General features: G+C 69.8%; 24 protein-coding genes and 2 pseudogenes. 16 read left to right on the forward strand and 10 right to left on the reverse strand.

The genetic code is table 11. From position 1 onward, the window contains the following. The first annotated feature begins 3 nt into the window (after positions 1-3). Genes ACWPOC_RS18780 through ACWPOC_RS18795 form a run of 4 tightly spaced genes read left to right on the forward strand, consistent with a single transcriptional unit; the run spans position 4 to position 3,467 of the window. The gene (locus ACWPOC_RS18780) at positions 4-1,179 is read left to right on the forward strand and encodes a cytochrome P450 (protein ID WP_120282873.1); all 1,176 of its coding nucleotides are present in this window, start codon (positions 4-6) and stop codon (positions 1,177-1,179) included. Further along, entirely contained in the window at positions 1,176-1,370 is a 195-nt protein-coding gene (locus tag ACWPOC_RS18785; RefSeq protein WP_120282875.1) for a ferredoxin, read from the forward strand. Before ACWPOC_RS18780 ends, ACWPOC_RS18785 begins: the two co-directional genes overlap by 4 nt. After that, positions 1,367-2,521 (forward strand): FAD-dependent oxidoreductase, encoded by a 1,155-nt coding sequence (locus tag ACWPOC_RS18790; RefSeq protein WP_120282877.1) that lies wholly within the window; start codon positions 1,367-1,369, stop codon positions 2,519-2,521. The genes ACWPOC_RS18785 and ACWPOC_RS18790 overlap by 4 nt, the downstream gene beginning before the upstream one ends. Positions 2,522-2,531: 10 nt before the next feature. Further along, positions 2,532-3,467, forward strand: coding sequence for a LysR family transcriptional regulator (locus ACWPOC_RS18795; protein ID WP_225623568.1), 936 nt, complete (start codon positions 2,532-2,534; stop codon positions 3,465-3,467). A 13-nt stretch (positions 3,468-3,480) separates the two neighbouring features. Here the strand turns inward: ACWPOC_RS18795 and ACWPOC_RS18800 are convergent, their stop codons facing one another. Then, positions 3,481-4,071: a TetR/AcrR family transcriptional regulator gene (locus ACWPOC_RS18800; RefSeq protein ID WP_120282880.1), complete on the reverse strand. Its 591-nt coding sequence runs from the start codon at positions 4,069-4,071 to the stop codon at positions 3,481-3,483. 148 nt (positions 4,072-4,219) lie between these two features. Here ACWPOC_RS18800 and ACWPOC_RS18805 point away from each other — a divergent pair, with 148 nt between their 5' ends. Genes ACWPOC_RS18805 through ACWPOC_RS18830 form a run of 6 tightly spaced genes read left to right on the forward strand, consistent with a single transcriptional unit; the run spans position 4,220 to position 11,042 of the window. Beyond that, complete coding sequence (locus ACWPOC_RS18805) at positions 4,220-5,197, forward strand: phosphotriesterase family protein (protein ID WP_120282882.1); 978 nt, start codon at positions 4,220-4,222, stop codon at positions 5,195-5,197. A 53-nt stretch (positions 5,198-5,250) separates the two neighbouring features. Beyond that, positions 5,251-6,207 carry a phosphotriesterase family protein gene (locus ACWPOC_RS18810; protein WP_120282884.1) on the forward strand — a complete coding sequence of 319 codons (957 nt, stop codon included), beginning with the start codon at positions 5,251-5,253 and terminating at the stop codon, positions 6,205-6,207. A gap of 47 nt (positions 6,208-6,254) precedes the next feature. Beyond that, positions 6,255-7,370 (forward strand): FAD-dependent monooxygenase, encoded by a 1,116-nt coding sequence (locus ACWPOC_RS18815; RefSeq protein ID WP_159418172.1) that lies wholly within the window; start codon positions 6,255-6,257, stop codon positions 7,368-7,370. Positions 7,371-7,413: 43 nt separating this feature from the next. After that, positions 7,414-8,361, forward strand: coding sequence for an alpha/beta hydrolase (locus ACWPOC_RS18820; protein WP_455409154.1), 948 nt, complete (start codon positions 7,414-7,416; stop codon positions 8,359-8,361). Further along, complete coding sequence (locus tag ACWPOC_RS18825; protein WP_455409155.1) at positions 8,354-9,292, forward strand: MBL fold metallo-hydrolase; 939 nt, start codon at positions 8,354-8,356, stop codon at positions 9,290-9,292. The genes ACWPOC_RS18820 and ACWPOC_RS18825 overlap by 8 nt, the downstream gene beginning before the upstream one ends. A 25-nt stretch (positions 9,293-9,317) precedes the next feature. Further along, positions 9,318-11,042, forward strand: a complete 1,725-nt coding sequence (locus ACWPOC_RS18830) for a CocE/NonD family hydrolase (RefSeq protein WP_455409156.1) — start codon at positions 9,318-9,320, stop codon at positions 11,040-11,042. Positions 11,043-11,073: 31 nt separating this feature from the next. On the opposite strand, the gene ACWPOC_RS18835 is transcribed toward ACWPOC_RS18830, so the two are convergent. Both ACWPOC_RS18835 and ACWPOC_RS18840 read right to left on the reverse strand, forming a co-directional pair. Beyond that, entirely contained in the window at positions 11,074-11,643 is a 570-nt protein-coding gene (locus ACWPOC_RS18835) for a zeta toxin family protein (RefSeq protein WP_120282894.1), read from the reverse strand. Beyond that, on the reverse strand, positions 11,640-12,026 hold the full coding sequence (locus ACWPOC_RS18840; protein WP_120282896.1) for a TA system antitoxin ParD family protein: 387 nt from the start codon (positions 12,024-12,026) through the stop codon (positions 11,640-11,642). Before ACWPOC_RS18840 ends, ACWPOC_RS18835 begins: the two co-directional genes overlap by 4 nt. A gap of 205 nt (positions 12,027-12,231) precedes the next feature. Here ACWPOC_RS18840 and ACWPOC_RS18845 point away from each other — a divergent pair, with 205 nt between their 5' ends. The 3 genes from ACWPOC_RS18845 (at position 12,232) to ACWPOC_RS18855 (ending at position 14,811) form a co-directional block, all read left to right on the forward strand. After that, positions 12,232-13,302 carry a class I SAM-dependent methyltransferase gene (locus ACWPOC_RS18845; RefSeq protein ID WP_120282898.1) on the forward strand — a complete coding sequence of 357 codons (1,071 nt, stop codon included), beginning with the start codon at positions 12,232-12,234 and terminating at the stop codon, positions 13,300-13,302. A gap of 69 nt (positions 13,303-13,371) precedes the next feature. Further along, positions 13,372-13,737, forward strand: coding sequence for an HNH endonuclease (locus ACWPOC_RS18850; protein ID WP_120282900.1), 366 nt, complete (start codon positions 13,372-13,374; stop codon positions 13,735-13,737). Positions 13,738-14,679: 942 nt separating this feature from the next. Further along, the gene (locus tag ACWPOC_RS18855; RefSeq protein ID WP_455409157.1) at positions 14,680-14,811 is read left to right on the forward strand and encodes a hypothetical protein; all 132 of its coding nucleotides are present in this window, start codon (positions 14,680-14,682) and stop codon (positions 14,809-14,811) included. Between the two features lie 312 nt (positions 14,812-15,123). Here ACWPOC_RS18855 and ACWPOC_RS18860 read toward each other — a convergent pair whose 3' ends face one another. From ACWPOC_RS18860 to ACWPOC_RS18875, 4 genes and pseudogenes are all read right to left on the reverse strand, one after another. Beyond that, entirely contained in the window at positions 15,124-16,056 is a 933-nt protein-coding gene (locus ACWPOC_RS18860; protein WP_159418167.1) for a TAXI family TRAP transporter solute-binding subunit, read from the reverse strand. Beyond that, positions 16,053-17,438, reverse strand: coding sequence for a sensor histidine kinase (locus ACWPOC_RS18865; RefSeq protein WP_455409158.1), 1,386 nt, complete (start codon positions 17,436-17,438; stop codon positions 16,053-16,055). The genes ACWPOC_RS18860 and ACWPOC_RS18865 overlap by 4 nt, the downstream gene beginning before the upstream one ends. 1 nt (position 17,439) lies before the next feature. Next, positions 17,440-17,998: pseudogene (locus ACWPOC_RS18870) on the reverse strand (response regulator transcription factor); the annotation flags it as partial. Further along, positions 17,987-19,333: pseudogene (locus ACWPOC_RS18875) on the reverse strand (MFS transporter); the annotation flags it as partial. The pseudogenes ACWPOC_RS18875 and ACWPOC_RS18870, both read right to left, overlap by 12 nt. Positions 19,334-19,518: 185 nt before the next feature. Between ACWPOC_RS18875 and ACWPOC_RS18880 the strand changes: the two are divergent. Continuing rightward, complete coding sequence (locus ACWPOC_RS18880) at positions 19,519-19,737, forward strand: hypothetical protein (protein WP_231912079.1); 219 nt, start codon at positions 19,519-19,521, stop codon at positions 19,735-19,737. A gap of 98 nt (positions 19,738-19,835) precedes the next feature. After that, a complete protein-coding gene (gene soxR, locus ACWPOC_RS18885; RefSeq protein ID WP_159418163.1) occupies positions 19,836-20,324 on the forward strand; it encodes a redox-sensitive transcriptional activator SoxR in 489 nt (162 codons plus the stop codon). 24 nt (positions 20,325-20,348) lie between these two features. Here the strand turns inward: soxR and ACWPOC_RS18890 are convergent, their stop codons facing one another. Together ACWPOC_RS18890 and ACWPOC_RS18895 are read right to left on the reverse strand one after the other, a co-directional pair. Beyond that, complete coding sequence (locus tag ACWPOC_RS18890; RefSeq protein WP_455409159.1) at positions 20,349-21,233, reverse strand: alpha/beta fold hydrolase; 885 nt, start codon at positions 21,231-21,233, stop codon at positions 20,349-20,351. Continuing rightward, the gene (locus ACWPOC_RS18895) at positions 21,230-21,463 is read right to left on the reverse strand and encodes a hypothetical protein (protein ID WP_016696411.1); all 234 of its coding nucleotides are present in this window, start codon (positions 21,461-21,463) and stop codon (positions 21,230-21,232) included. Before ACWPOC_RS18895 ends, ACWPOC_RS18890 begins: the two co-directional genes overlap by 4 nt. Before the next feature lie 138 nt (positions 21,464-21,601). On the opposite strand from ACWPOC_RS18895, the gene ACWPOC_RS18900 reads away from it, so the two are divergent. Then, entirely contained in the window at positions 21,602-22,630 is a 1,029-nt protein-coding gene (locus ACWPOC_RS18900; RefSeq protein ID WP_455409160.1) for an NAD(P)H-binding protein, read from the forward strand. 60 nt (positions 22,631-22,690) lie between these two features. Here ACWPOC_RS18900 and ACWPOC_RS18905 read toward each other — a convergent pair whose 3' ends face one another. Next, entirely contained in the window at positions 22,691-22,897 is a 207-nt protein-coding gene (locus ACWPOC_RS18905) for a hypothetical protein (RefSeq protein ID WP_455409161.1), read from the reverse strand. Positions 22,898-22,998 lie beyond the last annotated feature (101 nt).

Raw genomic sequence — 22,998 nt, forward strand, 5'->3', positions numbered from 1 at the left:
GGCATGACCAGCAGCCCTCCCACCGCCGACGTCGACCTGTTCGCCGACGACGTCCTCGTCGACCCCTACCCGACCTTCGCGCAGCTGCGCGAACTCGGACCCGTGGTGTACCTGCCGCACCACGACGTCTACGCCCTGACCCGCTACGACGTCATCCGCGGCGCCCTCGCGGACACCGCGACGTTCTCCTCCCGCGCCATCGCCTTCAACCCCGCCGCCAACGACGCCCTCCAGGGCACCTCCCTGGCCTCGGACCCGCCCGTCCACACCGAGCTGCGCGCCACCCTCACCGAGAATCTCTCGCCGCGCGCGCTGCGCGGACTCAAGATCACCATCGAGACCAAGGCCGACACGCTCGTCGCCGACCTCGTCGCCACGGGCTCCTTCGAGGCGATCGACGCCCTCGCCCGCGCCTTCCCGCTCGAGGTCGTCGCCGACCTCATCGGCTTCACCGGCGAGGTGCGCGCGAACATGCTGCGCTGGGGGCAGGCCGCCATGGAGGTCCTCGGCCCGATGAACCAGCGCACCGCCGAGAACTTCCCCATCGCCGGGGAGCTCTACGCGTGGTGCTCGCAGGTGCAGGCCGAGGATCTGACCCCCGGCTCGGTCGGGCGCGGCATCTTCGACGCCGAGGCGCGCGGCGCCATCCCCACCGGCAGCGCCGGGCACATCATCCACCAGTACCTCGGGGCCGGGGTGGACACCACCATCGCCTCGATCGGCAACCTGATCGCGCTGTTCGCGGCGTTCCCCGACCAGTTCGATCTCGTGCGCGCCGATCCGACGCTGGTGCCGTCCGCCTTCGCGGAGGTGCTGCGCTACTGGGCGCCGCTGCACGCCTGGGGCCGCGCGGTCACCCGCGACGTCGAGATCGACGGCTACCTGATCCCCGGCGGGTCACAGGCAGCGGTGCTGCTCGGCTCCGGCAACCGCGACCCGCGGCACTACGACGACCCGGATGCCTTCCGGGTGGCCCGCAACCCGGTCGATCACCTGTCCTTCGGCTACGGCCCGCACGGCTGCGCCGGGCAGGGCCTGGCCCGCCTCGAGGCGCACGCGATCATCGCCGCCCTGGCACGGCACGCGCGCCGCTTCGTCGCCGCCGACCCGATCCGGGTGCCCAGCAACACCACCCGTTCCATCGACGCCCTCGAGATCCTGGAGGTTGTGCCCGCATGAAGATCACCCTCGACCGTCCCCGCTGCGAAGGCCACGGCCTGTGCGAGGAGGCCGCCCCCGAGTTGATGCACCTCGACGACGACGGCGAACTGATCCTCGATGTCACCGAGGTGTCCGCGGACAGCGCCGAGGCCGCCGCGGCCGGCGCCGCCGTCCGCGTGTGCCCCGTCGCGGCCCTGAGGCTGACATGAGCACCGCAGCCGACATGCCCACCGTCATGGAGCGGATCGTGGTGGTCGGCAACGGCATCGCCGGGCAGACCGCCTGCGACAGCCTGCGCGGCGCCGGGTTCACCGGGCAGCTGACCGTCGTCGGCGACGAACCGGTCCCCGCCTACTCGCGGCCCGCGCTGTCGAAGGCGCTGCTCACCGACGGCGGCTCCCACGAACTCGCCGCCCCCGCGCACGGCGCCACCGAACGCCTCGGCGTCGCCGCGGCCGGCCTGGACGTGCACGCACGGCTCGTGCACCTCGACGACGGCACCGCGCTGGAGTTCGACGGGCTCGTCATCGCCACCGGTGCGCGGCCCCGGCCGCTGGGGGAGGCGCTGGTGCTGCGCACCCTCGACGACGCCCTCGCCCTGCGCGAGCGGCTCGCCGAGCGGCCCTCGGTGGCGGTGGTCGGCGCCGGCCCGCTCGGCATGGAGGTCGCCTCCGCCGCCGTGCAGGCCGGCTGCGAGGTCACCGTCGTCGCCGACACCACCCCGATGCGCCCGCAGTTCGGGCCGTATCTGTCCGACCTGTTCACCACCGCCGCCACCGCCGCGGGGGTCGAACTCGTCTACGGCACCGCCACCGGCTTCGCCGCCGGGACGATCACCCTCGACGACGGCAGCCGCGTCACCGCGGAGCTGGTCGTCGCCGCGATCGGCGACATCCCGAACGTCGAGTGGCTGCGCGAGTCCGGGGTGCTCACCGACGGCAGGTTGGTCGCCGACTCGCGTGGACGGGTCGCGCCGGGCATCGTCGCCGCCGGCGACGTCGCGCATGTACCGATCCGTGGAGTGGTGCGGCGGATCCCGTTGTGGAACAGCGCGATCGAACAGGCCCGCATCGCCGCAACGGCCGTGCTGCTCGGCGACGCCGCACCCGAGTTCGATGCCGATCCGTATTTCTGGACCGAGCAGTTCGGACTGCATCTCAAGGCGGTCGGGCACCTGCCCGTCGACGGGGAGCCCACCGTCCTGACCGGAGAGGATCCGCGCGACGCGGCGTTGCTGCACTGGCGGCATCCGGACGGCGCGGGGGTGGCGGTGGCGATCAACCACCGCATCCCCATCCCGCGGCTGCGGCGCGCCGCGGCCACCGGGGAACTGCCGACCCCCGCGACGGCGGCTCGGTAGGTTCGTGAGGGTGACCCGCCCTTCGGAGCATCCGGCCGATCCCGACCTCGCGCGGCTGGCCGCGGTGAACCTCAACCTGCTGGTGCCGCTGCTGGCGGTGCTCGAGGAACGTTCGGTGACCCGCGCCGCCGCGCGGGTCGGGATGACGCAACCGGCGATGAGTCATGCGCTGGGCCGGATGCGCCGGTTGCTCGATGACGAGTTGGTCGTGCGGCAGGGGAGCGGGCTGATGCTCACCCCGCGCGCCGTCGAGCTGATCGCGCCGCTGCGGGAGGTGCTGCGGCAGACCGCGCGGGTGGTGAACTTCCCCGGTTTCGACCCGGCCCGCGACACGCGCACCATCACCCTGGCGATGACCACCAGCACCGCCTTCGTGGTCGGGGCAGAGCTGATGCGTGCGATCGGCGAGCGGGCCCCGCACGCGTCGGTGCGCCTCCGCACCTTCGTCGAGCCCCAGCCGGCGGACTTCACCGACGACGGGGTGGACGTGGTGCTCGTATCGGAGGCGTTCGCCGCGCCCTATCCGCGCGAGCGGCTCTACGAGAACCGGTGGGTGGTCGTCGCCCACCCCGACACCGCTCCCGACGCCGGGGCGCTGGAGTTGCTCGAATCGGTGCCACACACCGCCTACGACGCGCGGCACCGCATCACCCCCTATGCGGCGCTGGATGCGGCCGGGGTGCCCTATCGGATCGGCGGTCTGGTCTCGGATTTCTTGATGGTGCCGCAGTTGGTGGCGCGTGCCGGTGGGGTCGCGATCCACACCTGGCGGGTCGCGGCACAGATGCGCCGTCAGCTGCCGCTACGGATCGAGGAGTTCCCGTTGCCGGTGCCGCCGTTGGGGATCGACATGGTGTGGAATCCGCGCCTGGCCGACACCGCGTTCATCTCCTGGTTGCGGGCGATCCTCGTCGAGGCCACCAGCGGCGCGAACCTCGGCGAGTGACCGCGCCCGCCGTTCAGTCGTTCTGCGCGTCGAGCAGGTGGCACCACGAGTCGGTGAGTTCGTCGAGGCAGATCTCGCGCGGGGTGCGCCAGCCGACCGAGAAGTAGCAGCGCGACATGTGTTCGAGCTGCCCGAAGGCCAGCACGCAGCGGATGCGGCGGCGCTCCGGGTCGAGTCGATCGGCCCGGTCGAGACCGGCGGTCATATCGGTGACCGCGCCTTCGAACCATTGCTCGGTCGTCGCCGCGACGTCCGGTTCGTGGGCCGCCTGGTAGGAGGCGGTCATGTACGGCTTCATCTCGTCCCACTGGGTGAGTTTGCGGTCGAGCCACTGCCGGATCAGGGTGCGTGAGCCGGAGGCGACAACCTCGGTCAGCGACGGGTCGTCGGCGGCGGTGAGGATCGAGTCGACCTTCGTCAGCAGCGCGCTCATCACGTCGGCCTTCGACGAGAAGTGCAGGTAAAAGGTGGTTCTCGTGGAACCGGCGGCGGTGGCGATGTCGTCGATGGTGGTCGCGGCGTAGCCCTTGGTGCCGAACAGGTCGAGCGCCTTGGTGAGGAACAGCTCGTAGGTCATCTGCTTCTGGGCGGCACGGAGCGACATGGCGGAAATCCTATCCTCGACGCAGCAGTTACCGGCGAGTACAGTCACACATCGTTCAGCAATTTCACTTGACAGTCTGTAATCCGAATCCGTACTGTGACTGTCACCACGTCGCGTTCCCGGCGACGTCGACGAAAGGAAAGTGCCGATGACAGGCGCCGCGCCCCGCACCGTCCACACCGTCCTCGGCCCCGTCCCCGCCGACGACCTCGGTGTCGTCGCGGTCCACGAGGCCCTGCTGTCGGTGCTGCCCGGCGCCGAGCACGCCTACGACATCGACTTCGACCGCGCCGAGATCTTCGCGACGCTGCTCGCCAAACTCCGCGCCTTCCGCGCCGCCGGCGGCGGCACCGTCGTCGACGCCACCGGCATGTTCCACGGCCGCGACGTGCCGATGTACGAGAACCTCTCCCGCGCGGCGGGGGTGCACATCGTCGCCTCCACCGGCCTGGGCCCGGAGACCCTGCTCGGCGGCTACTTCCTGACCCCGCAGACCAACCCGCCCACCCCGTGGCCCGCGGACAAGTTCGCCGACCTGTTCACGAAGGAGATCACCGAGGGCATGGTCGTGCCGCGCGTCGAACGCCGCAGCCCCGCCGGCCTGGTCGCCACCGCCGCGAATCCCGACGGCATGACCGCCACCGAGGAGAGCCTGTTCCGCGGCGCCGCCCGCGCCGCCCGCGACACCGGGGTCGCGGCGATCCTGCGCTACGGCGCCGACGCCCTCGCCGACCTCGATGTCGCGCTCGGCGAGGAACTGCCCGCCGACCGCCTCGTCGTCGCCGGCCTGGACCGCCGCGACGCCGTCGCCGCCGGCGCGCCGGAGAAGATCGCCCGTCGCGGCGCCTACCTCGCACTCGACCACGTCGGGACCGACGACGAGACCCACATCTCCGACGCCGAGCGCGTGGCCCTGGTCCGCGATCTCGTCGACGCCGGTCTCGGACACCGGATCCTGCTGTCGTCGAGCGCTACCGGCGTCGCCAAGGGGCATCCGGCGAACGATCTGCCCTACGAGACGGTGCTCACCGGTTTCGTGCCGCAGCTGACCGCCGCCGGTCTCACCGACGACGTCGTGCAGCAGATCCTCCTCGCCAACCCGCAGGACCTGCTGGCCGCGCGCTGAACCGCCGCCGACCACCCATCACCGAGAAGTCTTCGTCCCGAAGGGGAATTGCTGTGTCGAGAGTCAACACCGTCCTGGGCCCGATCGCGCCCGAGGAACTGGGCATCGTCGCCGTCCACGAGCACATCGGATACGGCATGCCCGGCTCCGAGCTGGACACCCGCTGGTGGAAGAGCCCCGAGGTCCGCTACGAGGAGACCGTCCCGAAGCTGCGCAAGTTCCACGAGTACGGCGGCGGCACCTTCGTCGACGTCACCGGCATCTGCAACGGCCGCGACATCGACTACTACAAGTCCCTCTCGGCGAAGACCGGTGTGCACATCGTCGCCTGCACCGGTTTCGTCGGCGGCGACACCGCCCTGCCGTTCTTCGAACGCGCCTCCGTCGACTACCTGATGCGCCAGTTCGTGCACGAGATCACCGTCGGCATCGGCGACACCGGCAGCCGCGCCGGCGTCATCAAGGTCGGGGTCTCCCGCGGCGGGAAGATGACCGAACTCGACAAGCGCATCTACCGCGCCGCCGCCCGCGCCGCCCTCGCCACCGGCGTACCGATCCTCACCCACCTCGCGATCGACGCCGAGAACGCCATCGCCATCTTCACCGAGGAGGGCCTGCCGCTGCACCGGGTGCTGTTCGGGCACGCCGACGACGGCGTCAACGCCGACAAGACCCGCGACACCTGGATCGCGCAGCAGGGCGGCCGGGTCGGCTTCGACACCTTCGGCTACGAAACCGAACTCGAGGACCCGCCGTTCTGGGCCCGCCCCCGCAAAGAGCGCCTCGCCCACTTCCTGCGCTTCCTGAACGCCGGCCACCTCGATCAGGCCCTGGCCGGCGTCGACGCCAACTGCAGCCCACTCGGCTGGCCGGGCGTCAAGGGACACACCGTGAACTACCTGTTCGAGGACCTCATCCCGGACCTGCGCGAGGCCGGACTCGACGAGGCCACCATCACCAAGCTGTTCGTCGAGAACCCCGCCGACTTCCTCACCATCGCGCAACCCTGACCCGAATCTCCCGGCGCACCCCCGCGCCCTCCGAAAGAGACACTCACATGCAGACCTCGGATCCGACCAACCTCACCATCGCCGTCGTCGGCGCGGGCTATGCCGGTGCGGCCGCCGCCCGGGCCCTGTCGTTGCTCGGCGCGAACGTCACCGTCTACGAACAGGCCCCCGAGATCCGCGAGGTCGGCGCCGGCATCGGCCTGCGCCCGTCGAGCATGGCCCGCTTCCGCGAGTGGGGCATCTTCGACGACATCGCGAAGGTCAGCTCCCCGAGCGACTACTTCGAGATCCTCACCGCCACGGGCGAGCCGATCATGAAGGACACCTGGCCGGCGCACGGCGACCAGAAACACACCCACCTGATCCACCGCGGCGACTTCATCGACACCCTCATCGCCTCCCTGCCCGACGGCATGGTCAAACTCGGCCACCGGCTCGAGCGCATCGAGGACCACGGCGACCGCAGCACCCTGACCTTCACCAACGGCACCCGCGTCGACGCCGATCTGGTCATCGGCGCCGACGGCATCAAGTCCGTGGTCCGTGAGCAGCTGTTCTCCGACGCCGAACCGGTATTCTCCGGCGAACGCGCCTACCGCGCCGTCATCGACATCACCGACGCGCACGGCATGGTCACCGACGACAACCTGCGCATGTACATCGGCAAGGGCACCAAGGTGTACCTGCTGCCGCTGCGCCACCGCGGCCAGGTGTCCTTCGACATCACCGCCCTGTGCCCGGATCCCGACTGGGCGCCGCAGGTGAGCAAGGACGACATGCTCGCCACCGTCGCCGGGTTCGATCAGCGCATCGTCGACATCACCGCCGGCCTCGACATGGACATCGTCAACATCCGCGGTGTCTACGATATCGACCCGATCGAGCGCTGGCACAGCAACTCGGTGGTGCTCATCGGCGACGCCGCCCACTCGATGCTGCACCACCAGGGCCAGGGCGCGAACTCGGCGATCCTCGACGCCGGGGTGCTCGCCGACTGCCTGCGCGACACCGACACCGTCGCCGCGGCGCTCGCCGCTTTCCAGGCGCAGCGCAAGCCGGTCACCGACGAACTGCAGCGCATCTCCCGCCAGGGCTGGACCGAGGACGAGGTCCAGGACGTCTTCCCGGGCCAGAAGCCCGCCGCGCAGCAGCCCGCCCAGTAGATCCCCACCCCACCCGTTCACCGCCCGAAGGAGACGACCGGCCATGCCGTTGCACCCCGAGATCGCCCGGATCCTCGCCGACCTGCCCGCCCCGCCGCCCGGACCGCTCGATCCGGCCGCGATGCGCGCCGGGGAGCAGGCGCAGGTTCCGCCGCTCGAGGAGCGACTGCCCCTGCACGAGGTCCGCGACGCGATCGCGGCGACCCCGGCAGGGGAGGTGCCGGTGCGGATCTACACCCCGACCGACGCCGACACCCGTGGCCTGGTCGTCTACTTCCACGGCGGCGCGTTTTTCCTCGGTAGCCTCGACACCCACGACCACGTCGCCCGGCACCTGGCGAAGGCCACCGGCTGCACGGTCGTGTCCGTCGGCTACCGCCGCGCCCCCGAAGCGCAGTTCCCCGCCGGTCTCGACGACTGCTACGGCGTCGTGCGCTGGGCCGCCGAGCACGGCGACGAACTCGGTTGGGACGGAAAGATTCTCGCGGTCGCGGGGGACAGCTCCGGCGCCAACTTCGTCGCCGCCGTCACCGGCCTCGCCCACGACGACGGGTTCGACCGCATCACCCACCAGGTGCTGTACTACCCGTCCCTCGACCTCGACTTCGACGAAGACCGCTACCCGTCGATGCGGGAGAACGCCGTCGGCTACGGCCTCGAAACCGCCGGGCTGAAGCCGTTCAACGCCTTCTACCTCGACAGCGGAGCCGACCCCGCCGACCCGCGCGTCTCACCGATCAAGCGCCAGGACCTGTCGGGGCTGCCGGCGGCGCTGGTCGTCACCGCCGAGTTCGACCCGATGCGCGACGAAGGCGAACTCTATGCCCGGCGGCTCGAGGAAGCCGGGGTGCCGGTGACACTGCGCCGCTACGCCGGCGCCAACCACGGCTTCGTGCAGAACTTCTCGTGGATCCCCGAATACGCGCAGGTCTTCGACGAGACCGCCACCTTCCTGCAGGGCACCGCGCATGAGGGCACCGCGCATGAGTGAGGCACCGATCCACCCGATCGTCTCCCCATGGGGACGCTTCGGGCTCTACACCTTCTTCATCGACGCCGAACAGCCCGCGATCGTCGACACCGGCATCGCGTCGTCCCCGGCCGAGGGCATGGCCCCCACCCTCGAAAAGCTCGGCCGGCGACTCGAGGACGTGCGGTGGATCCTGCTCACCCACGGGCACATCGACCACATCGGCGGCGCCCACGCCCTGTGGGAGGCCACCGGCCGCCGAGCCCAGGTGGTCATCCACGAGGCCGACGCCCCGCTGCTGCGCTCGCGGCAGGCCCACGTCGACGACTACCTCACCGGCCGCGGCCGGTACCTGAACGACCCCGACGGGGCCGCGAAGGTCACCGCCGCCACCGAGGCCGTCATCTCCGGGGAGATGGAACCGACCATGCTCGTGCGCGGCGGGGAAACCCTCTCCCTCGGCGGGGGAGTCGAGATCTCCGTGCACTCGATCCCCGGGCACACCCCGGGGTCGGTCGCCTACGTCGTCGAAGGCCGGAACAGCGTGTTCGTCGGTGACGCCGTCCAGGTGCACGGCGCCGCCAACGGATTCCCCGGCTACACCGACCCCGACGCCTACCGCGACAGCCTCGCCTACCTGCGCGAGACGATCCGCCCCGAGAAGCTCTATCTCGGGCATCCCTACCGCCGCGCCGACGGCACCCCCTACGGCGTCGAACTCGACCGCGACCAGGCCGCCGAAGCCCTTCGGGAGAGCGTCGACATCGAAGGGGGAGTGCGAGGCGCCACGCACCGCTGCCTGTGCCACGGACTGCTCGACACCGACTCGGCGTACTCGCCGTTCGCCCCGGTCGCCGACGACCTCGGTTACACCGGCGATCCCACCCTCGAGCCGTCCCCGTTCTTCACCACACTGCACGGCTACCGCACCCAGTTCTCGCACCAGCACTGATCACGAAGAGGAGTCGTAGGTTCTCATGGCCGAGTTCGAAACGTTCGACGCAGGCGGACAGACCATCCACATCCGCAAGCACCTGCGGGTCCCCATGCGCGACGGCGTCGAGTTGGCCGCCGACGCCTACCACGGCGTCGACGACAAGCCCCGCCCCGCGCTCGTCGCACTGAGCCCCTACGGCAAGGAACTGCAGGCCCTCGCCCTGACCACCCCGCCGCAGCGCCGCCCCAGCCCCATGTGGGACGGCTGCATCGAGGCCGGCGACATCGCCCGCGTCGTCGCCGAGGACTACGTCCACGTCATCGGCGACATCCGCGGCTCCGGCAACTCCGACGGCGAGCACATCGGCAACTACAACGCCGGCGGGGTCTCCCTCGGGCAGGACGCCTACGACTTCATCGAATGGGTCGCCGCGCAGCCGTGGTGCGACGGCAACGTCGGCATGATCGGCATCTCCTATTTCGGGTCCATGCAGGTCCTCGCCGCCGCCGAACGACCCCCGCACCTGAAGGCCATCTTCGTCTCCGGTGGCCACTACGACTTCTACGAGACCACCTACCACGGCGGCGTCATGTGGTTCATGCCCCGCGCCGCCCGCGAGGGCCGCGGCGGTGACTCCGGCTGGGCGTTCACCGACCGGGTCAAGTCCCGCATGCTCGAGACCTACACCCCCGACGAGATCCGGGCGCGGGTCGCCCAGCGGCTCGCCGACCCGGATGTCGCGGCCTGGCCGAATCTCGTGCACGTGCTGCATTACCCGAAGCACCACGAAGCGTGGTTCGACATCATCACCAACGAACTCGACGGCGAGTGGTACGAGGAACGCAACCCGATCAATCTCGCCCGGAACATCGACATCCCCGTCTACCTGCAGATCGACCAGGGCCGCGGCTGGACGATGGACGGCACCATCGAACTGTTCCACGCCCTGCAAGGGCCGAAGAAGCTCGACATCGGCCCCTACCCGCCCATGCAGTCGCGGCCCTTCATCGAAGAGCACGACACGATGTTCCGCTGGTACGACTACTGGATCAAGGGCATCGACAACGGCATCATGGACGAACCCGCCGTGAACGTCTTCGTCGAAGGCTCCCGCCGGCGCGTCACCGCCGACCAGTGGCCGCCGAAGGACGTCGAGCACCGGGCGCTGTATCTGCGGCCGCGCGGCAAGCTGTCCACCGAACCCGAACCGATGGGCGCGCAGTACGCCGCCCCGGACGGCTTCTACCAGGCCCCGCTCACGGTCACCGACAAGGTCGAGATCCTGCGCTGGGAAACCCCGGTGTTCGCCGAACCCACCGAGATGATCGGCACCGGCGCCGCCCACCTCTTCGCCGAAATCGACCAACCCGACACCAACTTCATCCTCCGCATGTGGGACTACGCCCCGAACGGCAAGCGGCAGCTGATCACCACCGGCTACCTCAAGGCCTCCCACCGCGAGCTCGACGAACGCACCACCGAGGGCGACCCCTACCACCCGCACACCCGCGCCGTGCCCGTCGAACCCGGCACCATCGAGGAATACGTGCTGCGGCTGTATCCGTTCGCCAACACCTTCATGCCGGGCCACAAGCTCGTCGTGGAACTGTCGAACAACGAACCGCTCGCCGACGAACACAACGCACTGCTGCCGCCGGACGCCTTCCACCTGCCCGTCGGCCGCCCGGTGACCCACAAGATCTACCGGGACGCCGCGCACCCCTCGCGGCTGGTGCTGCCGTTCACTACGAGCGCGGCGAACTGACCTCGTCGTCCCGAGTTCACCGGGCTCGGTCTCAGCCGAGCCCGGTGAGCGCCCCCGGCGCCCACCCCGGCCAGCGCACCGCACCCACCGGCACCCCACCCGCGAACCGCGCCACCACCGCCGGGGTTCCGGACGCCGTGTCGTACACCGACGCCTGATCGGCGCGGCCGATCGCCTCGGCCACCAGCGGCCACAACCGTCGATACCGCGCCCGGATCTTGTCCTCGGGCACCGCATGCCCACCGGAGGCCACCCGGTGCTGCACACGCAGCACCGACATCATCTCGGGCACCAGCATCACGTGCAGCACCACCGTGAACCCCGCCTCGTGCGCGCGGTCGATCAACTCCAGCTTCGACGGATGCGAGAACACCGTCTCCGCGATGAACGACCGGCCCTGCCGCAACAGCCGGTCCCGCGCCGCCGCGGCGAGTTGCGCCGCCTCATAGGACATCTCCTCGGCACGATCGGGCCACCGCTGCCGCGCGATCACATCCGCGTTGACGAACACACTGCGCGGCAGCAGGGGAGCGAGGGACAACTCGACGAACGTCGACTTGCCGGACCCGTTGGGACCGACGATCAGATCCAGACGCCTCATGCGTCGTCGAGCACCCGGCGACTACCGTCGGGACGCTGCTCGACCAACCGGCCCTCGTCGTCGAGCACCACCGTGGTGACCCCACGCGCAGCGAGGATCTCGACGTAGTCGGTGCGGGCCAGCCCGTCCGCCAGGCGCGCATCGATCTCCGCGTCGAACAAGCGGCCCTCGGCGGCGGTGAGTTCGCTCAGCTCCCGCGTACCGGCCAGCGCCTCGTGCACCCGGTGCAGGGAGGCGGTCTCGTGGGCGGTCATCGCGCGGCCGATGCGGGCCCAGTATTCGAGTTGCTGGCGTCCGGTGCGATTCTGGCGGCCGCCCTCGGCGATGGCGCTGTCGACGAGTTCGGCGTCGAAGCGGGTGACCTTGTCGGTGGACGACGTCATGACGGCCTCCTGATGTTGCAGTCTGCTACAAGCGTAGCTGTCTGCAACACGACGTGCACCCCCGCATCATTCCCTCAACACCGGTTCGTGACCTCCCGGTCCGCACCACCACCCGGATCGACACCCGATCGAACCCGAGCCGACGCCGAGGAACCGGCCACGCGACCTACCGTGAGCGAGTACTCCCATCGCCAGGAGGTGCGTGATGACCACGAAGATACAGGAACCCGACCAAGCACGACTCGAACAGACCCTCGGACAACTCGTCGTCGACATGGGCGCGGCCATGAACGGCGCCCTGGTCCTGATCGGTGTCGATCTGGGCCTGTGGCGAGCCCTCGACGAATCCGGCCCGACCACCAGCGAACAACTCGCGGCCCGCACCGGCCTCCGCGAACGCTATCTACGCGAATGGCTCTCCGCACAGGTAGCAAGCGGATATCTGACCTACGAGCCGGACAACGACACCTTCACACTGTCCCCGGAACACGCCATGGCACTCGCCCGCGAGGACAGCCCGGTCTACCTCGCCGGCGGCCTCCACCTGATCAGTTCGGTCTACAAGGACCGGCTACGCATCACCGAACGCATCCGCAACGGAGAGGGTTTCGGCTGGCACGAACACGATCCCGAACTGTTCGTCGGCACCGAACAGTTCTTCCGCCCCGGCTACCGCGCCAACCTCGTCGACGTGTGGCTGCCCACCCTCGACGGGGTCGTCGACAAACTGCGTGCCGGCGCCACCGTCGCCGACATCGGCTGCGGCCACGGTGTCTCGACAACCCTGCTCGCGCAAGCATTCCCGCAGTCCACCATCCGCGGCTTCGACTACCACGACGGGTCCATCGCACGAGCCCGCGAACTGGCTGCGGAGGAGGGTGTCGACAACGCCACCTTCGAGGTCGCTTCGGCCGTGGATTTCCCCGGATCCGACTACGACCTGATCTGCTATTTCGACTGCCTGCACGACATGGGCGATCCCGTCGGCGCACTGCGGTACGCGCGCGGCGCGCTCGCCGACGACGGCACGGTGATGCTCGTCGAACCGTTCGCCCGCGACAGCCTGTCCGAGAACCTCAATCCGGTCGGCCGGATGTACTACGCCGCGTCGACGGTGTTGTGCACCCCGTCGTCGCTCGACCAGCCGGTCGCACTCGGGCTCGGCGCGCAGGCCGGGGAGCGGCGGCTCGCGGACGTCGCCGCCGAAGCCGGCTTCGGCACCTTCCGGCGCGCCACCGAAACTCCCTTCAATCTCGTCCTCGAAGCACGCCCCTGAGTCACTCGTCGGCACACCGGATCGGACCCATCGGCGACCCCGGCGGCGCCGATGGGCCACGATCGGAGGATGGACCGCGTCACCCGACTCTCGCTCGCACTCGACCGTCAGGAGGGGCGGTGCCTGTGGTGCGGACGGGAGTTCGGGCGGTTGATCACCCCGACCACCGATCATCTGGTGCCGCGGCTGAAGGGCGGGCCGAGCATCACCGCCAACGAGGTCGCCGCGTGCCGACGTTGCAACGCCGACCGCGGACACGTCGCGCCGGTCGAATGGCTCGACCGGTGCCGGCAGCGCGACGGCTGGACGCCCGACGAGAAGCTGCTGACGCGACTGCTCGAGGAACTCGCCGACGAACTCGTCCGGGTCGGTGGCCATCGTCGTGCCCGGGACTATCTGTCCGCACAGTTGCGGCGGTTGCGGCGACCGTCGTGACACCGGTGAACCGAGTTCCCGTGCACCGCGATCAATACGTCACAGTGACGTTTCAGGGCCGGTCGCCCGGAGGGGAGAAGGGGAGTCCACGCCATCGACCCGACGGAACGCGACCCGCAGAAGAGTCAGGACGACCGCGATACCCCGGGGATCGAACGGGACGATGGTGATCACGAAGACCACCCAGAAGCGCAGGAGCCGTAATTGCGTCACCGTCGACCTCCCGGATCGCGTCGTCACTACCGCGCCGATGGAATCGGCGGAGATTCACGTTCACCGCAGGACCGCGGAGCCCATATGGAAACGTCACTGTGACGTTTTGACGGCGGTTGAGCGGACGAGTAGGGGACGAGGTCGGCAGGCCCGGAAGGCCACCTCGGACGCCCGAAGCGGCAGACGGGCGCGAGGCGGCGGCCCCGGGCGGACCACAAGCCGTGGATCAGGTCGGCGCGGGCCGGCCATGACAGATGCGTGGCAGTTCGGATGCCGGGAGCGAGTCGGTGCGGGATTGTTCGCATGCCGCGGGATGCAAGGGAACAACGCGCGATAGACGACATGGCGCACAATGCGAGGCAGTGCACGCAACGACGCCGCAGAGACAAGAATCCGGACGCCCGTCGGAACCTCGGGATTATCGGCGCGGAACCCCAGGTCACCGCGCATAACAAAACTGCCGATAATCTACATTATGTTAACTAGAATGAAATCGGACCTCCTCCGGCTAGGTGCGGCAAGGGCGTCCGAGACATTCGGAAATCCCTGATTCGACCCGGATCGATGCGATGGGCCCCACCTGTCACCCGGCCCCGCCTGTCACCCGGCCTCCGACCCGAGGCCGGCTCGCCTCCGGACCGAACTCCGCCGCCGTAACCCGCCGGCGCCCGTACCGGATCGAGCCGCCGATCCGCTCGACGCGCGTTCGGCTGCTCATGCATCGGTGCCATGCTGCAGCGACGCGCACACTGCAACGACTCACGGTTCGCCGATGCGGCGTTGCGACAGCACCGTGTCGTCGTCGCGTGCATGTTGCGCGCGCACTGGATCGCGCGGACGATGCGCATGCTGGTGGTGTGAGATCATCCCGTCCCCCGGGGTGCCGCGACCACCGATCACCCCTTCTCACCTCTTCCACATTTGATGGATAATCACCGTTATCCATGAATCATGTTGGTAATCAACAAATTTCACGTACACAGAAGTGAACGGTTCCATTGTGCCCCGCGCATGTCCCCCGCACAGCCGATCCGGTCCCGATCTCCTCGAACCTCGAGGGCGAGCCCGATCTCCGCACCGCATCCCCACGACACCAGCGCATGCCTTCCACCCCACTATCTGCCCTTGGGACGGCACAATTCGGGGTCCTTCTCCCCTGCCCACCCCGTCTCGTCAGCCGTGATGGCGCCGGTACGCGGCCACCGCTCCCGGATGCAGCGGGACATCGGCGGTGACGATCAGCGATTGCCGGTCGAGGAACTGGCTGCCGGTGGCCTGGGCCGGCACGAGTTCGGAGGCGTGGTCGACGAGCAGATCGACCAGCGCAGCGGCGGCCTCGTCCGACACCGAGGCGCCGGCGAGCAGCAGATTGCCCAAGCCGATGGTGGCGACGGCGTCCGGCTGCCCGTACGTTCCGGGCTGGATGAGGACCGGTTCGTAACGCGGACCGAATCGCGCCCGCAGCGGTTCGAGGAGCACGGACAGATCGATCAGCCGCAGCGGCACACCCACGTTCGCGAACGACGGGGTGGGAACACCGCCCGCCCACAGGACGGCGTCGATCTCGCCGTCCACCAGCGCGCGACCGGCGTCGGCCATCGACAGGTGCACGCGGGTGACGGTTCCCGGCTCGGCGAGCCCGGCGACGTCGAGGATGCGTTCGCCGGTGAATTCGGCACCCGATCCGGGAGCGCCGAGGCTGATCCGTGCGCCCCGAAGCTGGGCGATCTCACGGATCGGCGAGTCTGCGCGCACGGCCAACTGCATGTAATTCTCGTAGACCCGCCCGATCGCCGTGAACTGCGCGCCCTCGTCGTGGGCACGCACCGCGACGTCGGTGAGGGTCAGCGCCAGCTCCGCGTCCCCTGCCGTCAGCGCGGCGAGATTGGTGACCGATCCCGGGGTGCGTTCCGGCACGACCGCGATGGGAAGACCCGCCCGGTCGGCGGCGGCGGCGGTGAGTTCCGCGAACTCCCAGAAGAACCCGCCCTCCTCCCCTGCCGCCAGGATCAGTTCCTCACGCTCACCGGTGCGCGTGCAGCCGGCGACGGCTCCGCCCACCGCCAGCAACGCGACGGACCGCAGGAGATCACGGCGGGTGATCATGATGCCTCCGCGCGGGAGTCGGCGGGCAGTGTCAGGGTGACGGCGAGTCCGTGCGGAACGGCTGCGGCGAGGTCGAGGGTGCCGCCGCCGCTCTCGACGAGCGCGACCGCGATGGACAGCCCGAGGCCGGTGCCGGGCCCGTCGGCTCCGGACCCGCGGAAGAACCGGGAGGTGAGGGCGCCGAGCTCGTCAGGTGCGACTCCAGCGCCGTCGTCCTCGACGCGGATCCGGATCATCCCGCCGTGGTGTCGGGTGGTGATGCGGACCCCGGTGGCCGCGCGGGCGTACTTGCTCGCGTTGCTGAGCAGCACGTCGAGCACCTGGGCGAGGTGGTCGGCGGAGAAGCAGGCGTGCAGGCGCTGTTCGGATGGTTCGTCCACGGTGACGGTCATGCCGGTCTCGGCCAGGGCATCGGACCAGGCGTCCACACGGTCGGCGACGACGACACCGACATCGCACCCGTCGTGCCCTTCTGTGTCCGTGGTGTCGATGGGTGATTCTGCGGTGGCGAGGGCGAGCAGACCGTCGAGGATGCCGCCGAGCCGGTCGACTTCGACGGCCGTCCGCCGGTAGGTCTCCGCGCCGGCGGCGGCGACGTGCGGTTCGAGGGAGTCGAGCCGGATGTGCAGGGCGGCGAGCGGGTTCCGGAGTTGGTGCGCGGTGTCGGCGATGAGTTGTTTCTGGGCGCGGGTGGACGTGCGGACGGCCTCGGACATGGTGTCGAAGGCCTGTGTGAGTTCCCGTGCCTCCGGTGGACCGTGATACCGGACCGAGACGGTGGCGTCGCCGGTCCGTGAGCGTGGATGCAGCGCCGGGACGCTGTCGGTGAGCGCCGCGACCCGCGCGGTGAGCGCGGTGAGCGGGCGGACCGTCCACCGCGACAGGGCGATCGCGAGGATCGTGACGAGCGCAAGGGCCGCTGCCGCCCCGGTGACGATGAGCAGCCACGAGGTGCGGATGTCGTGGCGGGCGGCGTCGGTGGACACGTCGACGACGACGGCTCCTTCGACCTGGGCGCCGGTGCCCACCGGCACGGCGAGCAGGACCCGCTGCGGGGACCACGGGGTCAGCGGACCGCCTATGCCCTGTTTCTGGTTGCGGAGACCGGCGGTGATCGCCTCCGGCACACCGGGGTCGGTCGGGGTCAGGTCCGCACTCGCGCGGGGTGCGCCGCGCGCGTCGACGATCAGCACGCCTTCGTCGTAGAGCCGGTGGTAGCGGGTCACCTCCTCGTCGAGCAGGGCGGTGCTGCCGGGGGCGCGCATCTGGACGGCGAGGGTGGCGAAGTGGTGGGCGTCGGCTTCCCGGTTCGCTCCCAGGACGGCGGTGCGGCCGGCGCTGGTGGCGAGGGCGAGCAGCACCGCCAGGACTCGCCGGCGCATGTCAGCCGCCCCACCGGTAGCCGTAGCCGCGGATGGTGGAGATGAGTCCGGGGCGGGCGAGTTTCGCGCGCAGCCCCGGTCATGTGCACGTCGAGCGACCGGGAGATCGCCACGTAGGCGTCGCCCCACACGGCGTCCATGAGTTGTTGGCGGCTGACCGCGGCGCCGGGTCGGGCGACGAGGACGGCGAGCAGGTCGAATTCCTTCGGGGTGAGGGTGACCGGTTCGCCGCCCACCTCGACTTCGCGGGCGTCGAGGTCGACGACCACGTCGCCGGCCCGGACGATGCGGGAGGCCTCGGACAGCGCGCGGCGCCGTTGGGTGACGACGTCCACGCGGGCGAGCAGTTCGGCCAGGCGGGCCGGTTTGACGAGGTAGTCGTCGGCACCGCCGCGCAGGCCGCGCACCACCGAGCGTTCGTCGCCGCGCGCGGTGAGGATCACGACGGGGACGTCGCTGACGGCCCGCAGTTGCCGGAGCACCTGCAGGCCGTCGGCGTCGGGCAGGCCGAGGTCGAGGATGACGACGTCGAGGTCTCGGTGGCCGAGGAGCAGGTCGGCGTGCTCGTCGGGGGTGTGGGTGCTCGTGCGGTCCAGGGGTGAGCCGTCGGAGGTCTCCCGCATGAAGAAGTACACGACGAGCGAGATGGCGATGCAGCCGGTCACGTAGTAGAAGAATAGCGATTCGTGGCCGGCGCGCTTGAGGGCGAGCGCGACGGTTTCGACGGTACCGCCGAAGATCGCGAGGGTCAGCGCGTAGGGCAGGCCAACGCCGAGCGCGCGGACCTTGGTGGGGAACAGTTCGGTCTTCACGATGGCGTTGACCGAGGTGTAGCCGGTGACGACGGTCAGGCCGAGCATCATCAACCCGAACGCGATCAGCGGGTTCGTGGTGTTGCCGAGCACGGTCATCAGCGGGATGGTGAGCACGGTGCCGCCGACCCCGAAGAAGATGAGCAGTTTGCGCCGGCCGATGCGGTCCGACAGGGCACCACCGATGGGCTGCAGGACGATGAACACCAGCAGGGCAGCGAAGTTGATCCAGGCGACGGTGTCCTTGGAGATGCCGGAGGTGTTGATCATGTATTTCTGCATGTAGGTGGTGTAGGTGTAGAACGCCACGCAGCCGCCGAGGGTCAGCGCGCACACCAGCAGGCATTCGCGGGGGTACTGCAGCAGCATCCGGATGCCGCCCTGCTCGGGCTTGCCCTGCGGGAGGTCGACGGCGCTCTTGGCCGCGACTTCCTCGGTGAACGCTTCGGATTCGTCCATGGTGCGGCGCAGCCACATCACAGCGACGGCGGCGACGGCGCCGATGACGAACGGGATGCGCCAGCCCCACGCCTGCATGGCCTCGGCGGAGAGGGTGAGCTGCAGGACGATCTGGACGCCGAGGGCGATGAGCTGGCCGGCGACGAGGGTGACGTACTGGAAGCTCGAGTAGAACCCGCGGCGTCCGGGTGAGGCGACTTCGGCGAGATAGGTGGCGCTGGTGGCGTATTCACCACCGACGGACAGTCCCTGCATCATGCGGGCGAGGACGAGAAGAAGAGGTGCGGCGAGTCCGATGGTCGCGTAGGCGGGGGTGACGGCGATGATGAGGGAGCCGAAGGCCATGACGGTGACCGACAGGGTCAGCGCCGAGCGCCGTCCGTGCCGGTCGGCGTAGCGGCCCATGATCCAGCCGCCGATCGGTCGCATGAGGAATCCCACGGCGAAGATCGCTGCGGTGGACAGCAGTTGGGCGGTGGGGTCGCCTTCGGGGAAGAATTCTTTCGCGAAGTACACGCTGAACGCGGCGTAGACGTACCAGTCGTACCACTCGATCAGGTTGCCGACCGAGCCTTTCAACACGTTGCCGATGACTCGGCGTTCGCCCGTCGAGGTGGTGCTCACCCGGGACTCCTTTCGCTGCGTGGATCTGTGCGCTCCCCACAGTGGTTCGGGTCACAGCGGTTGCGGAAGGGTCTGTGGCGGTTCCTAACACTCCCTTAGGAATGTGGTCGGGACGGGCGGGATCGGCGTGGCACGCGGGGTGCCGCTCCCCCGTTGTGCCGGTCGGAGGTTCTACGGTGGTCGGCGTGACGATCCCCGCATCGAGTTATCTGTTCCAGGCCCGGACGTTCGTGAGCGGCTCGCGTAAGTGGCGGTTCGAGGCGGCGTTGGCGACCGCGCGGGTCTGCGAGCGGTTCGAGCGGCCGTATCCGAAGTCGGTGCGGACGCTGGCACACACCGCGTACGACATGTTGCGGATGGATGCGCCGGAGGTCGCTGCCGAGTTCGGGCCGCCGTCGTTCTGACCCCGGGTGGGCACGCGATCCGGGTGCTCGGTGCCTCCGATGGCCGGTACTGTGCAGCACAACCCGATCACGATGTCTGCGGGGCGAGGAGGGGGCCGATGAACCCTGCGATATGGCTGACACCCGGCCAGTTGGCGGACCGTTCCGGGGTGGCGGTCTCGGCGCTGCACTACTACGAGTCGCGTGGTCTGATCACCAGTCGCCGCACCTCGGGCAATCAGCGGCGTTATCGTCGCGACACGCTGCGCAAGGTCGCGTTCATCAAGGTCGCGCAGGGCGTCGGGGTGTCGCTGGACGAGATCAAGGAGGCGTTCGATTCGTTGCCGGACAGTCGTGTGCCGACGACGGAGGACTGGGCGCGGTTGTCGCGGGCGTGGCACGACCGGCTGACCCGCCGCATCGAGGATCTCACCGCGTTGCGGGACAGTTTCACCGAGTGCATCGGCTGCGGGTGTCTGAGTTTGGCGTCGTGTCCGCTCGCGAATCCCGGGGATGTGCTCGGGCAGCAGGGTCCGGGTCCGCGTCGGCTACCGGTGCACGACGATCCGCCGGTGGAGTCGGTGCCGCGCGCGGAGTGGTCCGGCTGAGGTCACGACTCGTCGAGCCGGCGGTCAGGTGCGCGCCGCTTCGATCTGCTGCACGAACCGGGCGGTGGCGTCGGCGACGTCGCGGGGATGGGAACGCGGCGACCAGTGCCCGGCGTCGAGCGGGTGGATGCGCAGGTCGGTGACCCAGCGGGAGGTGTCCTCGTAGCTCACGGGGCGTACCGCACGGTCGCGCAGGTTCTGGATCAGCTGGACCGGGACGTCCGTGCGCCGCTCGCGGGGTCGGGCGAGCCGCGCACGGATGTTCGCCCGGTACAGGGACAGTCCGTGCACCATGTCGTCGGCGAGGGTCGGGGCGACCGGTGCGATCGCAGCAGGATCGGTGCGGTCGAAGAAGCCGACGAAGGCCGGCCAGTGGCGGGCGAGCCGGCCGCGCAGCACCTGATTCGGCAGACCGGGGATCTGGAAGGCGAGGGTGTAGGCGGAGGCGAGAGCCTGTTCGGCGGGGCCGAGTGGGCGCATCCGACGCAGACGACGGCGCATCCACAGGCCGAGATGGTCGAGATTGGGGCCGGAGATCGAGGTGTAGGAGGCGATGCGATCGCCGGCGTCGGGTTCGCACACCGCTTCCCAGCACAGCACCGCGCCCCAGTCGTGGCCGAGCAGGTGGACCGGTTCGTTCGGGGCGAGGGCGTCGATGACGGCGTGCAGGTCGGCGGCGAGGTGATCGAGCCGGTAGTGCGCCACCTCGGGAGGGACGGTGGAGGCGCCGGCGCCGCGGTTGTCGTAGCGCAGGATGCGGAAGTCGTCGGCGAGCAGGGGCGCGACGCGGTCCCACAGGGCGTGGGTGTCGGGCCAGCCGTGGACGAGGACGAGGGTCGGGCCGTGCGGGTTGCCTTCCTCGGCGACGTGGAGTCGGACGGGCCCGTTGGTGACGGTGTGGGTGGTCATGGTTGTCCTGGCGTCTCGGGGGCCGGTGGGTGGTCGCCGGGGGGTCGGGTGAACAGCGTGCGGCGCCGCAGGCTGCTGGCGATGGCGAAGAGGGATTCGGAGACGGAGGTGGGCCGGCCGTGGCGGCGCTGGACGAGGTGTCCGAGTGCGGACAGCAGTCCGGCGCCGAGGGGGACGGCGAGGACGAACAGGATCCGATGTCGCAGTGGGCTGCCGCGCAGCATCGACATGGGAGGCCTCCTTCGATACCGGCCACTGTATTTGTGACCAACGGTAACACTATTTCTGGTGATGGGAACCACTCCTGATGTTTCGCGACGGTCCCGCGCGTGCATCCCTCCCGAAGTCGACAAGGGACGGGGCAGCGCATGAGAGTTCTCGTGATCGGCGCCTCCGGCTATGTCGGCAGCCGGGTCGTCCCCACCTTCCTCGCTACCGGCTGCACCGTGCGCGCCGCCGCCCGGAACCCGAAGGCCTTGCGACGCTTCTGGTGGCACGACCGGGTCGAGACCGCGCGGGTGGACGTCACCGACGCGCACACTCTCCCACCGGCGCTCGACGATGTCGACGTCGTGGTCTATCTCGTGCACGGGATGCGCTCGGCGCACTTCCGCGACCTCGACCTGGCGGCGGCCCGCACCGTGCGGCGCGCGGTCGATGCCGCGCAGGTGACGCGCGTCGTCTACGTCTCCGGCTTTGTCCCCGAGTGTGCGCCGGACGAGCTGTCCGAGCATCTGCTCTCGCGCTGGGAGGTCGAGCGGGAACTGTCCCGATCGCGCCGCACGGTGATCACGCTGCGGGCCGGGATGGTGCTCGGCTCGGGGTCGACGAGCTTCGAAGTGCTCGGCCAGCTCGGTGGGCGCCTGCCCGTCACCGTGGTGCCCGATTGGATGGAGTCGCGGGTCGAGCCGATCGCGGTCGTCGACCTGGTCGCCGCGGTGCTCGGGGCGACCGTCGCGGACACTCCCACGGACTCGTTCGATGTGGGCTGCGGACAGTCGCTGCGCTATCCCGAGTTGCTCCGCCGCTACGGGCAGATCACCGGCATGCCGCGCGCCCAGGTCACCGTCGCCGGATTGCCGGGCGCGGTGATCGGCCGGCTCGGCTCGTGGTTGACGGAGGTGCCGTCGGGAACCGTGGCAGCGTTGATGGAGAGCCTGCGGCACGACATGACGGCCCGCGATCGTCGGTGGGTCGGCCGCCTGGTCCCGGCCACCCATCGGCCGTTGGGGATCGTACCGGCGTTGCAGCGCGCGGTGCTGCCCGCCGATGCGAGGGTGCCGTGCGCGGAACGGGATCCGATGGGTGCGCTACCCGGAGACCCGGAGTGGGCGGTCGCCGCCGCGGAGGCGCGCCGGTTCTCGGCGCACGGGATCCCGCCGCGACGGCGACCGTAGAGGGTGGACGGGACGCCGTACTCGTCGACGGCGGCGTCCCGTTCTCGGGGTGCGCTGGATCTAGTCGACCGGGCCGAGCCCGGGAGCGGTCACGAAGCGCAGCGCGTCGTGGCCGGCGAGGTGATTGTCGATGATGCGTCCGATGGCCTGCCGCCATTCCTCCCGCACGGTCCCGGCGTCGTCGCCGGCATCGAGTCTCTGCAGGATGTTGTGCTGCGCAACGTGATAGGCCATGGGCGTGTCGATGTCGAAGGTCGGTAGTGCCATGGCCCTGCACCATACGTCCGAACCACCCGCGACCCCAACCCCCCGGTTCCGGCGGTGTACACCGGCGCGAACCGAACCCTCACCCGAGTCATACCATCGGA

Source organism: Rhodococcus sp. 5G237 (genome assembly GCF_053764735.1).